12 protein-coding genes are annotated in these 13,785 nt (G+C 60.7%); 5 read left to right on the top strand and 7 right to left on the bottom strand.

The window, feature by feature from the left end; genetic code table 11:
- Positions 1-9: 9 nt before the first annotated feature.
- Entirely contained in the window at positions 10-816 is an 807-nt protein-coding gene (locus VSP_RS15735; protein WP_009961835.1) for an alpha/beta hydrolase, read from the bottom strand.
- Between the two features lie 151 nt (positions 817-967).
- The gene (locus tag VSP_RS35700) at positions 968-1,693 is read right to left on the bottom strand and encodes an SDR family oxidoreductase (RefSeq protein WP_009961834.1); all 726 of its coding nucleotides are present in this window, start codon (positions 1,691-1,693) and stop codon (positions 968-970) included.
- A 111-nt stretch (positions 1,694-1,804) separates the two neighbouring features.
- Between VSP_RS35700 and araD the strand changes: the two genes are divergently transcribed.
- Together araD and VSP_RS15720 are read left to right on the top strand one after the other, a co-directional pair.
- Positions 1,805-3,535 (top strand): L-arabinonate dehydratase, encoded by a 1,731-nt coding sequence (gene araD / locus VSP_RS15725; RefSeq protein ID WP_009961833.1) that lies wholly within the window; start codon positions 1,805-1,807, stop codon positions 3,533-3,535.
- A 66-nt stretch (positions 3,536-3,601) separates the two neighbouring features.
- Positions 3,602-4,516, top strand: coding sequence for a dihydrodipicolinate synthase family protein (locus VSP_RS15720; protein WP_009961832.1), 915 nt, complete (start codon positions 3,602-3,604; stop codon positions 4,514-4,516).
- 83 nt (positions 4,517-4,599) lie between these two features.
- Here VSP_RS15720 and VSP_RS15715 read toward each other — a convergent pair whose 3' ends face one another.
- On the bottom strand, positions 4,600-5,421 hold the full coding sequence (locus tag VSP_RS15715) for a S1 family serine peptidase (RefSeq protein ID WP_044133566.1): 822 nt from the start codon (positions 5,419-5,421) through the stop codon (positions 4,600-4,602).
- 194 nt (positions 5,422-5,615) lie between these two features.
- Between VSP_RS15715 and VSP_RS15710 the strand changes: the two genes are divergently transcribed.
- Both VSP_RS15710 and VSP_RS15705 read left to right on the top strand, forming a co-directional pair.
- Positions 5,616-6,719, top strand: coding sequence for an SAM-dependent methyltransferase (locus tag VSP_RS15710; protein WP_009961830.1), 1,104 nt, complete (start codon positions 5,616-5,618; stop codon positions 6,717-6,719).
- Positions 6,720-6,865: 146 nt separating this feature from the next.
- A complete protein-coding gene (locus VSP_RS15705; RefSeq protein ID WP_009961829.1) occupies positions 6,866-7,690 on the top strand; it encodes a sugar phosphate isomerase/epimerase family protein in 825 nt (274 codons plus the stop codon).
- Between the two features lie 235 nt (positions 7,691-7,925).
- On the opposite strand, the gene VSP_RS15700 is transcribed toward VSP_RS15705, so the two are convergent.
- The 3 genes from VSP_RS15700 to VSP_RS15690 all read right to left on the bottom strand — a co-directional run bounded on the left by VSP_RS15700 (position 7,926) and on the right by VSP_RS15690 (position 10,484).
- Positions 7,926-8,351, bottom strand: coding sequence for a hypothetical protein (locus VSP_RS15700; protein ID WP_009961828.1), 426 nt, complete (start codon positions 8,349-8,351; stop codon positions 7,926-7,928).
- A 236-nt stretch (positions 8,352-8,587) separates the two neighbouring features.
- Positions 8,588-9,268, bottom strand: coding sequence for an MBL fold metallo-hydrolase (locus VSP_RS15695; protein WP_156346184.1), 681 nt, complete (start codon positions 9,266-9,268; stop codon positions 8,588-8,590).
- A 73-nt stretch (positions 9,269-9,341) separates the two neighbouring features.
- Positions 9,342-10,484, bottom strand: a complete 1,143-nt coding sequence (locus tag VSP_RS15690) for an ISAs1-like element ISVsp7 family transposase (protein WP_053332344.1) — start codon at positions 10,482-10,484, stop codon at positions 9,342-9,344.
- A gap of 144 nt (positions 10,485-10,628) precedes the next feature.
- On the opposite strand from VSP_RS15690, the gene VSP_RS15685 reads away from it, so the two are divergent.
- On the top strand, positions 10,629-11,726 hold the full coding sequence (locus VSP_RS15685; RefSeq protein ID WP_009961824.1) for an ADP-ribosylglycohydrolase family protein: 1,098 nt from the start codon (positions 10,629-10,631) through the stop codon (positions 11,724-11,726).
- 758 nt (positions 11,727-12,484) lie between these two features.
- Here the strand turns inward: VSP_RS15685 and VSP_RS15680 are convergent.
- Positions 12,485-13,783: a DUF1501 domain-containing protein gene (locus VSP_RS15680; RefSeq protein WP_009961823.1), complete on the bottom strand. Its 1,299-nt coding sequence runs from the start codon at positions 13,781-13,783 to the stop codon at positions 12,485-12,487.
- Between the last annotated feature and the right edge of the window lie 2 nt (positions 13,784-13,785).

Here is a 13,785-nt window from a genome sequence, read left to right as displayed (position 1 = left end):
TGGAACTTTTCACCTGACCAAACCGCCAAAAAAACGCAGCGTCTCCGCCAGATGGGTGCTCCAGTACCGCCAGGTGTGTCCACCGGGATACTCCTGGTAGTGGTGCGGGATGCCCTCGTCCCGCAGGGTCTCATGAAGTTTCCGGTTGTGCGAGATCAAAGGGTCGTCCGTGCCACAGTCAAAGCGCAACGCGGGCAGGTGAGCCCGGTTCATCCGGATCGCTTCCGCCACACAAGTCACCTCACCCGGCTTCAGCTTGACCTCGTGCAATGGCTCTTCCACAAACTCCTGCGTCTGCCGATAGTCGGTGATGCTGCTGTGTGCACTTATTCCACGAAACCTTTTGGAATTCAGGGCCCCCAGCCGCATCGCTCCGTAGCCACCCATGGAGAGTCCCGCGATGAACTGAGGCGCCCCCTCCACCTGAGGTGCCAACAGGGCGGCCACCGCTGGCACCTCATCGACGATCCAGGAGGCATAGTCCGCCTCCTGGTGCGCCAGATAGCCTGAGCCATCGCCCCAGAGTCCATCTGAGGGCATGGCGAGCATCATGGGTGGCACCTCATCCCGGCTCACCAGCCTCTGGAGCACCCGGTGGGCCCCGCCCTTCAGCGCCCAGGCCCAATGACTGCCATACACGCCATGCAGCAGAATCACGAGAGGGAGGCTCTTGGGCATGTACCCCTGTGGGGTAAAGAGGGCCACATCCGCACGTCGTTTTAGAGCGTTGCTTTTCACAGTGGCAAAGCGCAGCCCCGGGCCGGTGAAAGCCGGGTCTGAGAACTCCACGGTGCGAAATGGGGAGGGTGCGGTCATGCGATTCTGCCGCCTCCCTAGCAGAGCTTCCGCTCTCAATTAGGAATATTCGCCCGGCTGCGGCTCAATGAGCAGAATCTACAGGCGAAAGGGTTAGATATTACCTCGCACCTTTAATGTTGCATGCTGCATGCAGTTAAAAATCTCGAACCTAGGGCTGAACTGAAAAGTCCGAATCCGCCATCGCCCGCAGCACGAGTTCCCGCGGCACGCACCAGTCATCCATTTCCAGCATCTTGAGGGTAGCCTCCGCCACCTGAGCGGGGCTCAGGAACTTCTCCACGGGGGCCTTGCGATCTGAGGCCCCGTCCCAAAATGCGGTATCCACACCGCCGGGCAGCAGAGCCGTTACCCGAATGCCGTGAGCACCGGCCTCCTCCTGCATACCTTGGGTGAAGCCACGTACGCCCCACTTTGCGGCGCAGTACACGGTCTCAGAGGGGATGCCGCGCAAGCTGGCAGTCGAGATGATATTCACGATGTGCCCCCGCCGCGCCGGAATCATCCGCCGCAGAGCCTCCTGGGAGCCCAGGATCGTGCCCTTCAGGTTCACATCCAGCATGAGGTCGATTTCGGCCTCAGTGTAGTCAGTGATCCACCGATGCCGGGCCAGGCCAGCATTGTTGATCCACACATCCACGGCACCGTACGCCAACTGTGCCCTTCTCCCGGCCTCCGCCACAGACTCCGCCTGCCTCACATCACACACCACGGGAAGCACCGCTGCCCCCAGATTGGCAGCGGCCAACTCCAGTGCGGCGGCATCCATATCCGCCATCACCACCTTGGCCCCTTTTTCCACCAGCGCCTTGCACAGAGCCAGACCGATGCCTCGCGCCGCTCCGGTGACCACACATGACTTTGACTCCAGTACCATGCGGCCCTGTTTACATGCAGCGGAAGGATCGTGGCAAGCTTGAAGCGTCAGTCAGCGTTTGGTTTTTCCGGTCGTTTGACTCGCCCGCCGTTCCCGCCATCCTCCATCCCCATGCCCACCCGTCGTACTCCTGATCAGCTCCGCTCCTACCGTTGGTTTGGCCCCAATGATCTCCGCTCCTTTGGCCACCGCTCCCGGGCCAGACAGCTCGGATTGGGACCGGAAGACTGGCAGGGCAAGCCGGTGATCGCCATCCTCAATACCTGGTCGGAGATCAATCCCTGCCATTTGCACTTCAAGGTGCTGGCAGAAAACGTCAAAAAGGGGGTCCTCCAGGCTGGCGGCATGCCGATCGAGATTCCCGTGCTCTCGCTCAGCGAGAACTTCATGAAGCCCACCACCATGCTCTATCGCAACCTCCTGGCGATGGAAGCAGAGGAGGTGCTGCGCTGCCATCCGGTGGACGGGGCCGTGCTCCTGGGTGCCTGTGACAAGACGACCCCCGCCCTCATCATGGGAGCGCTCAGTGCTGACATGCCCTTTATTTTCGTGCCGGGTGGCCCCATGCTGCGCGGCCAATGGCGCGATCAGACTCTGGGCAGCGGCACCGATGCCTGGAAGTACTGGGCCGAGCTGCGTGCGGGCAACATTACCCAGGACGACTGGTGTGAGATCGAAGACGGCATCGCCCGTTCCCACGGTCACTGCATGACCATGGGCACCGCCGCCACCATGACGGCCATCACCGAGACCCTTGGACTCTCCCTGCCAGGAGCCTCCAGCATCCCCGCCAGCGACGCCCGCCACTGGCGCATGGCCGCCGCCTCCGGGCGCCAGATCGTGGAGAACGCCTGGAACGACCTCAACCCCGCCAAGTTCCTGACCAAGGAAGCCTTCCACAACGCCATCGTGGCGGATATGGCCGTGGGAGGGAGCACCAATGCCATCGTGCATCTCATCGCCATGGCCGGTCGCGCCGGCATCAAGCTGCCGCTGAGTGAATTCGATGCCGTCTCCCGCATCACCCCGCGTCTGGCCGACCTGCGGCCGGCCGGCCGCTTCCTCATGGAGGATTTCTACTTTGCTGGGGGCCTGCCCGCCCTGTTAAACCAGCTCACCGACATCCTGAATCCAGGGTGCCTCACAGTAAATGGCAAGACGCTGGGGGAAAACGTGGCCGATGCCGTGATCCACAATACAGAGGTGATCAGGCCACGTGATCAGGCCCTGTCACCCGAGGGCGGAACCGCTGTGCTTACCGGGAATCTCTGCCCTGATGGAGCCGTGATCAAACACAGCGCCATGGAGCAACGCTTCTGGACGCACTCCGGACCGGCGGTCGTGTTCAAGGACTACGAAGACCTCGCCGCCCGGTTGGACGATCCCGACCTGCCCATCACCGCCGATTCCGTGATGGTGCTCCAGAGCGCCGGCCCGGTGGGCGCACCCGGCATGCCGGAGTGGGGCATGCTCCCGCTGCCCAAAAAATTGCTCGAGGCAGGCGTACGCGATGTGCTGCGCCTCAGCGATGCCCGCATGAGTGGCACCAGCTACGGTGCTTGCATCCTCCATGTCGCCCCAGAGAGCGCCGTGGGCGGTCCATTAGCCTTCGTGCGGGACGGGGACATCATCTCCCTGAACGTGCCTGATCGCACCCTGACCCTGGAGGTGAGCGATGAGGAACTGGCCGCCCGCCGAGCAGAATGGCAGGCACCGAAGCGCAAGGTGGATCGAGGGTACCTCCACCTCTTCCTCAACGAGGTGACCCAGGCCAACGAAGGCTGCGACTTCCGTTTCCTCCACCACACGGGCACGCCGACCCCGGAGCCCCGCATCCACTAGCAGTCCACTTTTGCTCATTGCGCCCCACCGCAATCATCTCCAACCTAGCACCCCTGTTTCTTTCCCATGCAAACCACGTTCACGCCTTCTGACCTTCAGCGCTCCGTCATCTCCGTGCCCCCGCTCTGTCGGGACGCCAACTTCAAAGTGAGCGCAGCCGAGAACACCAAACTCATCCGCCACATCGAGAACGGCGGCGTGGATATCTTTCTGTATGGCGGCAACGCCAACTTCTACAACATCTCTCTGGGCGAATACGAGGAAGTGCTCGACCAGCTGGCCGAGGTTGCTGGAGCCAACTCCCTCATCATCCCCGCTGTGGGGCCCTACTTTGGCACCATGATGGATCAGGCCGCCATCCTGGCGCGCAAGCAGTTCCCCACCGCGATGATCCTCCCCACCACCGCCGTCTCCAAGCCCGATGGCGTGCGCGCCGCAGTTCTGCGGTTCGTGGAAAAATTTGGCCGCCCGGCCGTGCTCTACGTGAAGGACGAAGGCTACGTGACCGTGGATGTGGTGAAGTCCCTCGTGGAAGCCGGAGCGATCTCCTGGATCAAGTACGCCGTGGTGCGTGACAACCCCGCCGTAGATCCCCTCCTTGAGGCCATCTCCAATGAGGTGCCTCGCGAACTCCTGGTCAGCGGCATCGGGGAGCAGCCAGCCATCATTCACTGGACCAAGTTCGGCGTGCACGCCTACACCGCCGGCTGCGTCTGCGTCGCTCCGAACCGCTCCCAGCAGATGCTGGAGGCCCTGAAGGCGGGCGACATTGAAAAGGCGGAGACCATTCGCAAGGGCTTCCTCGCGCTGGAAGACCTCCGCAACGGTTACAACCCCATCCAGGTGCTTCATCACGCGGTGGACCTCGCGGGCATTGCCGCCACCGGGCCTCAGTTGCCCTTGCTGGCAGACCTGGACTCTGCCAAGCAGGCCGAGATCAAGAAGGCTGCTCTCGACTTGCTGGCCTGGTCCCGCGAGTAACGCCAGCTCGAAACCTTACGCTGGCACGCCAGGGACGTTGTTCTTGGCGTGCTTGTCGTTTTTCAGAGGGCACTATCGCCCCCTCACCCCCGCGAATGACGCCGGTCAGCCGCCATCGCTTCATCCAGCGTCTCTTTCGAGATCCCGGAACCCCATAGCACCGGATGTTTGCTGGAAAGCGAGCTCTTCACCCCCAGCGCAATCAGCTCCCCATCCTGATTCATCATCGGCGTGCCGCTGTAGCCTTGGCGGGCGGCATGCTCCACGGCAATAAACCAGGAGCTGACACTTGTGATGGCCACGCGGTCCAGTGGGCAAAGAACGAGAGCATTGGCCTCTCCCAGCACGGGGTTCGAGGGAAAATACACCGGCTCATCCGGCACCGGGACCGATGAAAGAACCTTCACATACGAGGGAGTCCTAAACGGCGCCTTCAACAGGACGAGGTCGCTGGCGTAGAATCGCTTCACCACCCGCAGACGTTTTTCCTTGAGCTTCACCGCCATGGTACGCGTTGACGCCGCTGCCCCGGCCACGTCATTACCCGCGATCAGCACCTGAAATTCGGCAGGCCCCCTGCCATCCAGAAGAGAAATGTACACAGGCCGGTTTTCCCCATCGCGAAGTGTCAGCACCACCCCGTGGGCAGGTATCCCGTGGGCCGTCGCCAGCAGATACCCATCGCTGCTGATCGGTACCGCCAGTGAAGCATCCACTTCCGCTCCCGCAGGGGGGCGCAGGATGGAGACCCGCCCTTGCTTGGGAGACATCACCCAGATCTGCACATGCTTGAGGAAGGTCTGCGCTTCCTTATTGGTGAGTTCCCGCGAGTGGCCGGAGGACGCACAACTTCCCAAAGAGATTGGCAGTGCCAGGAGTACCGCAAGGGCTAAGCATCGCAACATGGGCGGAAGATGGCGGAATTGCCCGGCAAGCTACCCAGACGGGCCCCCGGTGTCGAATTGGATTTCACCTTTTTGGTCAATCGCGTCAGACCCGCTGTGGGGGCTGATTTAAGTTTGGGCCTTCAGCCCAGCCTCACGGCCCACCCGTTTGACATTGACCACCCCCCCACCCATCGGCATCGTCACCCCTGCCCATGTCTCCTGTTGATTCCGCTGCCAACTCCGCTCTCACTCCTGCCGCCACCTCACAACCGTGGCTGGTGCGGATTTCAGAAGTGTTTGCCCCCGTGGCAGAGCAGGTCCTGGCGCGTTTCGGAGCCAACACCCACACCCGGCTGGGCGCAGATTTCTACTCCATCAAGACCGCCACGCCTGAGGCGATCCGGCAGAGTCCTGCATCCGTGCTCGCCCGCTGGAACATTCCGCTGGAACACTCCTGGCCCTGCCACCCTGCCAAGATGGAAGGGTTCGTGGAAAAGGCGGCCCAGACTCTCGTCAAGAAATTCGGGCCCCGCAGCCCCCAGCAGTTGCTCATCGGCCAGCTCAACCCCGGTTCTCCTGATCCCTACTACAAGAGTCTGGCCTCGAACCTCCGCGGTCGCGCCCTCCAGCTTTTCCCGGCGATGAGAGCGAAGAGCGTGGAGGATCAGGACAGCCAGGCCCCCACTCTTTTCTGCCTGGTGGGCAAGGAGGGGCTCTTCTGCGGCATCTCCACCCCGCAATCTGCGAACGGCTTTTATGCCGGCGGCAGCCTCTATGTCGCCAAGGACACCCCGGACACCATCAGCCGGGCCGGAGCCAAGATCGCCGAGGCCCTGCACTATCTGAAGCTATACCGCCCCCCGCTCCCTGCTGGCAGCCACTGGCTCGAACTCGGGGCTTGCCCTGGCGGGATGACCTCCGAACTGCTCGTACGTGAGTTTCGCGTGACAGCGCTGGACCGCTCCCCTCTGGACCGGCGTTTGTTTCAGAATCCCGCATTGGTATTCCACCAGATGGACGTGGCCGAGTTCCGCCCTGCCCGAGATGACCGCTACGACGCCATCCTCGATGACATGAACGGTGAGCCTGAGGAATCCATCAGGCAGGTCATTCGCCTCTCCCGCCAGCTCCGCAGGAAGGGCATCATCGTCTTCACCCTCAAGCTGCCCAAAGTCGAGACCGTGGACGCTCCGCTCCAGTTGCGGGACGAAATCGTCGCCAAGGCGGACGCCGCCGGGCTGAAGCTCTTTGCCCAGACCCACCTCACCTACAACCGGCACGAGTTGACCCTGTTTTTTGAGAAAGCGGCTGAATGATCCCCTTCTGCCCGCTTCATACTGAAACACACGGCAAGTTCCCGCTGGACTTCGCGACCGGATTCCGCTAGCCAAGAGGCTCTCCGCTGCGGAATTTTTTCACCTTTCTCAGCCACCAACATCCTAACCAAACAGCACACGACCTTATGGCCAAAATCAAGTTCGGCTCCGAAGTCTACACCTGGTTCATGCAGGGCTCCGGACAAGCCTACAACAACAAGCTCGACCACATGATCAAGGTGGCGGGTGAGAGCGGATTTGCCGGCATCGAGCCCATGCACTTCTGGATGGGCGACCTGGCCGATCCCGCCAAGCTCAAGGAACATCTGGAAAAGAACAATGTCGAACTGGCCGGCATTGCCCTGGTTTGCGGCTGGAATGAGGCGACGGAAACCGCCGACGAGCGCAAGCAGGCGGACGACACCATCGCCATTCTCAAGAATTTCCCCGGTGCCAAACTCTGCACGGTGCCCCTTCCGACGAATCGGAAGAACATCCACGAGCGTCGTCTGAACCTTGTGAAGAATGTCAATGCCGTGAGCCGTCGCGCCGTCGAGCAGGGCATCTCCTGCTCCTTCCACCCGAACAGCCCCCCTTCCTCCGTGGTGCGCACCCAGGAAGACTATGACGTCATCATCAACAGCCTGGACCCCACCGTGACCGGCTGGACACCGGACGTGGGCCACATCGCCCGCGGTGGTATGGACGTCATCGCTACGCTGGACAAGTGGAGCCACCTCGTGGACCACATCCACTACAAGGACTTCTCCGGCAACGGTCCTGAGCCCTGGGCCAAGATGGGCACCGGCAAGCTCGACTTCCACAAGATCACGGAATGGCTCGTGGTCCGTAAGTTCGAAGGCTGGATCATCTGTGAAGATGAGTGCCATGAAGCCATCGGTGATCCGGACGGCGTGACCCGCCAAAACGGCCAGTGGTGCAAAGAAAACCTCGCCGGTCTGGTCGAGTAGTCCCACCGGCTGGATTCCTTCCAGCACACCGCTTCAGCGTGAACCGGACCTCCGGTTCACGCTTTTTTCTGCCTTCAGGCGTTTTTAACAACTCGAACCCCAACCCATTTTGTGCGGATCCAGCGACGTTTTACGCTGGTTGGAGTTCAAGGCTCGCCCTGTGGTTTGAGTCCTCTACAGCGGAGCATCTGATCCGGCGTCAGATGCGGATGGATGCCTCTTCCGGGGCAGTCCCTCACTTTCGATGGTCCCGCAGAAACTTTTCAATGGAGTCAGCCGCCCTTCTGGAGCCCTCCAGCCACTCCACCCGCCATTCGGTCAGCCGCTCGCCCACGGCAGCTTCATACACGCCGTCCTCAGATTCATCGATGTATTCCATCTGCCGCACCAAGACCAAGGGTTCCTCTGCGCCGGAGCTGGCCTTGGAGAATGCCAGCGCCTTCTCATGCTGGGCAAAGGCCACGAAGTAATCTCCCCCCTCCTCGTCCAGCGACGAAGCCCCACGCTCGGGATGCATCCAGACCCGATACTCCAGCACGTCATCGTAAAAGTAGCCCGCACCAGACTTCACCAGCGCCGGATACGTCCCTACCTTCGCAATCTCAACGGCCAGAGGATACGCACTGATTCCAGAGACGGTCTGGTCATGTCGGAGGGGCATTCGATACTGCCCACCCCCGCCGCGTCCGAACAGCCCTGCCAATGGGCCCCCCTTAAACTGCCAGCTCAGTCGAGACCACAAGGCGCGAAACCAGCGAACAAGGGCCGCGAGTGCGATGGGTGAGAAACGTGGTCCAGGGGATGACAATGACACGAGCTAAAGAGATGAGAGGTGGCCCCTCCGGAAAAGGAGGGCAAAGGCTCTCGCATCAGCAACCAGCACGTTCAAGTACAACTTCAATCCACCGCAAAGCCAGCATCCCGGAGCGCCTCCACAAGCTTCTGCTTGGCCCCCGTTTCGATCAACGTGCCGTGCCCCACCACCAACCGGTCAAAATCGGCGGCGATGATCGGCCTCAAAGATTGGAGGAAACGATCCTTGTCTTTCACAAACAGACGAAAGATCCGGCTCATGCCGGGGTATCGCTTGAAGCCCGCAAGATAGCGATGGAAGAAGCGATCCCATCCTTTCTCGTGCGGGTCAAAGTTGAACACCAGATCCGCAACAATAAGCGTTCGGGAGGGCACATGCAGCATGACTTGCTCCTCCAGCTTTGGAGCCCCCTCCAGCGGGAACACCAGCAGTTCCCCTGCCCATTCGTCGGGAGCCGGACTGAGAGGACTCACTGGGAAGCCCACCACCGGTTCAAATCCTGGAGGGCCCAAGAAACTTACACCGGGAAATACCGCACGGCCTTCCCTGGCGTAGGTGTCATGCAGCAGCATGGCCTCCACCAGCCATTCCGTCGGTCCCAGTGCCCGAATTCCCTCCACATCATCGGCCGTAAACGGCGCCATGGAATGCACCACGACCTTCCCAGATGACAGGCGGATGATCGTCACATTGCGTCCGTGCTGTGTTCCCAGCACCGACAACGGGAAGTGCTGCAGCCAGATATTTTCTGCGATGGGTTGCAAGCTCACACTCCCTCTACGCACCTCATGACCGGCATGCGCCCAAAAACGTTGCCACCCCGGACGGGGTCAGGGCTTACGCATGAAGGAGGCCTAGCATTTGGAGCCTGAAGGCCGGGTCCATGGTGGCGAGTTTGCGCTTCCTGCGCAGGCTGACTTTTGCTGGGTGCCGGTGCAGGGTGGGGATGACCATTTCGCGCAGGATGGTGAGGTTGTGGGCCGCGTTGCGGTCCCTCACCTGGCAGTGGTCCTCATTGAAGGTCACATCCAGCACCCAGTGGCAGCGGTTTTCAACACTCCAGTGTCCGCGCACCAGTTTGGCAAGGCGTTCCACATCGGCTTTGAAGCTGCACAGGAAGTAGTGCACCTCTTCCAACGGCGGCCCATCGTGGCTGCGCTGCACCTGGCGGCGCACCTGTGCCACGCTTTGCAGTCCGGCCCATTTCCAGCTCTTGTGGTACCAGTCAAGTTCCTCAGTGATGGTGTACTCACGTCTTTCACAGCGCCCGTGGGAGAGTTCCAGCGTCACGCTTTTGCGATGGTGGGAGGGGCTGAGGTCCAGGCGCTCGGCTTCCGTGAAGTGCTTTCTTACAGTCTCATGAGCCCTTGGGTGGTTGGCCTTGAGTGCCAGGACATAATCGGCCCCTGCCCCGGTGATTTGCTCGGCAATGTGAGCTTGGGTGCCCATGGCATCAATGGTGACGGTGGCCCCTTTGAGTTGCAGGCTTTCCAGCAGACGGGGAATGGCCTCAATTTCGTTGCTCTTCTCATGGCAGGTGATCTGCCCGGCGCTGAGGTGGTAGTCGTCCACCCAGGCCCGTAGTAAATGGACCAAGTGCCTGCCGGTTTCAGCGTTGTGAGTGCCGCGCAGAGCTTTGCCATCTATGGCAATATGTCTGCCCTCAAGGTCGCCACACCAGCCCGTGAGCACCTCAAGCAGGGCCTGCGGTTGTATGGCCATGAGCACATTGCGAAACACGTCGTGGGACGGAGCCCCATGCTTCAGAGGAAGAAAGCTTTGCAGCCACGACAGCTGGCTCTGGGCAAAATCCCCCATATCCAAATAGCTTTCGCCATCGCAGAGAGTCGAACAGAAAGCGATGATGAGCACCTCATCAATGCGATGACGTACTTTGCCAGCCTGGCGGGGATCATGAATCTGGGCAAACTTGGCCCGGAGGGCTTCCAAAGTGCCTTGAGGAGGAAGGGAGTGGGTCACTCTCCCAGCTTAAACAGCGGTGCCCTGTAGAAAAATCATATCGTTAAGAGATGTTAAGTTTTCTCACTCTGTTCATGCGTAAGCCCTGGGACGGGGTTCGCAGACGTAATCCCTGCACCGTCCCGATTCCTGCACCCTCCAACTATGACCGCCCCCACCCCTGCACCCCTTTCTCCTCCTTCACTTGAACCGTCTGCAGATCGCGCCGCGGGAGCTATTGTTGGCGCCTTCATCGGGGATGCGCTGGGCCTCGGTCCCCACTGGTACTATGATCTGGACGAACTGCGGAGGGATTTCGGACCCTGGATCAGCGGCTACACCGACCCCAAACCGCACGCCAAATATCACGCGGGGATGAAGGGCGGCGATTTGTCGCAGACCGGCATCATCATGCTCCATCTGCTTCGCTCCCTTGCCGATCGGGGTGGCTACAACGAGTCCGACTTCACCCGTCGGCTCGACGAGCAGTTCCTCCCGCTGCTTGACGGCACACCTTATGTCGGTCCCGGCGGATACACCAACCACTCCATCCGCCAAGTCTGGCAGGCCCGAGTCAAGGAAGGGAAACCTTGGGGCCAGACCGGCGGCAATGCAGATACATCGGAAGCCGCCGAACGAGTCACCCTGCTGGCCGCCCGCTATGCCATGACACCCGGGCTTGCCGCCCGCCACGCCTGGGAAAACACCCATCTCTCCCAGACCGACTCTTTGGTGGTGCAGCAGTCGGTCGGCTACGCCTGCGTGCTTTCCCTTCTCATCCGGGGTGAAGCGTTTGACGAGGACCTCTCCGGCAAACTCATGGACAGGGTCCGCAACGGAGAGATTCCGTTTGTCGTCCCTTCATCCATCGCCTCATCATCTCCCTCCGCTACGGCAGGGTTTGGCTTTGCTTCGCCAGATGCCCTGCTGCTGCCTTCCTGGGTCGCAAAGTCTGCCTCCGATCCCGACACCCGGGTCGAACCAGCATGGAAGGTCTCGCAAGTATATGGGCTGTCATGCGCCATTCAGTTCGTGCTGCCCGCGGCCTATCACCTCGCCGCCCGCTTCCCTGATGATTTTGAGAGTGCCGTGCTCCACGCCATCAATGGTGGCGGGCAAAACATGTCCCGCGCCTGCCTGGCCGGTGCTTTGCTCGGCGCTCAAGTGGGCTTGAGCGGCATCCCGGCACGCTTTGTTGAGGGACTAGCGGACGGGCCGGAGATTGTGCAGCTTGCCAAAGTGGTCGCAGGGGCCGTTTCGTGAGAACAAAGCGTGTTCCTGCGGTCCCTTTCAAGTGAGTGCCACGTATTTGCCACCTTGCTCTCAAACGTGAAGCTCAACCGAATCGATTTGCCCGGTTCACGCCCAAGAAGGCGTTGCATTGGGCAATCGCTATCCAAAAACGGGCACTCAAAATCCTCCGAGATCAGCCCCCTCTGAACAGCCGCCCGTGCTAGCGGATGTCTTGTGCAGACGTGCGCCTGGATTGGATCGAGCAGGTAGATCTCATTGTTGACGAGATACTCATAGAAGTCGTTGTGCCAGAACCCTGAGTCGTCGCCAGGCTCGCCCTGATCTACGAATACCCCTAAGACCCGGACCTCCACGGGACCAGCCGAGGCTGTTTCCTGCCAAAGTTCAATGACATCACGACGGCCCGATTCATCGAGATCGTCCCACCATCGATCCACCGCCCCCATGCCAAGTTCCGACATCGTTTCGCGCAAAAGAAGAGGAAGCGGAGTGAGCATCATGGGGCTTCAGCGAAGTGTTGACACTTGCAATGCCAGAGCAGAACTTGAAAGTCTGATAGATAGTCACCCAAAACGCAAGCCCTGAGTTCTCCGCCCCTTGCGACAGACGGCAAGAAGCCGCTGGATCTGCGAACTTCTGAAGTGAATTCCGGCTAAAACATCCCTCGGTTCAACCACATGGGCACATCAGGAACTTGGTTCCTCTGAACCTCTGTGTTCTCTGAACCTCTGTGGTTGGACTGAATTCTCCCGAGCCCTACCGCACCACTACGCAAACAACTGCGTCAGCGGCTGGCCATGATCTGCCACCGTGAAGGGACGCTTCGTGGGCGAGTAGATGACCTGGTCAAGCGGCAGACCGACGGCATAGCCAATGGTCGCATTGAGATCGGGCACCCCGATCTTGTCCTCTACCACTTCGATGCCACGATCCGTCTTGCCGTACACCTGGCCGCCCTTGAGACCCCCACCCCACATCGCGGAGCAGAAGGCCTTGGGATAGTGATCACGCCCGTCGTTCTGATTCACCTTGGGCGTGCGGCCGAATTCGGTGGTCAGCACCACGAGCGTTTCATTGAGGAGCCCACGACGATCCAGGTCCGGCAGCAACGCTCCCAGGGCCTGATCCAGCGTAGCGCACTTCTCCGGCACGCGAATGAAGTTGTCCTGGTGCGTGTCCCAGCCCCCAAGGTTCACTTCCACAAAGCGCACCCCGTGTTCCACGAGACGGCGCGCCAGCAGACACCCCTGGCCGAAATTGTCACTCCCATAAGCTTCATGGGCCGACTCGGGCTCCTTGCTCAGGTCAAAAGCCGTCAGGTCTTCACTCTTCATGACTCGCACCGCATCACGGTACACATCAGCATAGGCCTTCACACCCTTGTAGCTGTAGGCATTCTGAAAGCCCGCGTCCAAGCGGGCCGAGAGGCCCAGACGGTAGTCAAAGTCCCCTTCCGTGAGCGAAGCCAGCCGGCTGCTGTTGGCCAGGCCACCGGCCGGGTTGTTGAGCACCAGGGGAGCAATGGAGGCGTCAAAAAATCCCCCTCCCGGGTGCTTGCTGTCGCCAGTGATGATCACGCTCCCGGGGAGCGCTGGGTTGTTCCGCCCTTGAAAAGCGGTCATCCAGGCCCCCATGGAAGGATGCCGCGTGGCACCCCGCATGGTGTAGCTGGTGTGAACGAAGTAATTTCCTTGAGCATGTGCCCCCTGGGTGGAGGTGAGCGACTTGAGCACCACGCCATGATGCATGGACTTTGCCACCGTGGGAAGGTATTCACTGATCTGCACGCCGTCGGCAGAGGTCGCAATGGCTTTGGTAGCCCCCATTTCCTCAGCACCGGGCACGACGCCAAAGGTGTCCAGGTGGCTCATCCCCCCGCTCATATACAGATAGATCACGTTCTTGGCCGTGGGGACCTGGCGGACCTTCGCAGCCCCTTCAAAGGCCCCTTGGGCATGCGTCCCAGCCAGCACGTCCAGCACGGAGACCCCGAGACAGGTCTTGGCGGCGCGCATCACAAAGTCGCGGCGGGTGATCTCGTCTGCTTTATGGAGGAGACTTTTCATGA

Origin of the sequence: Verrucomicrobium spinosum DSM 4136 = JCM 18804, from assembly GCF_000172155.1 — a bacterium.
Taxonomy (GTDB): domain Bacteria; phylum Verrucomicrobiota; class Verrucomicrobiia; order Verrucomicrobiales; family Verrucomicrobiaceae; genus Verrucomicrobium; species Verrucomicrobium spinosum.
Note: the sequence above shows the minus strand (reverse complement) of the source record. Positions and strands in the feature narration are given on the sequence as shown.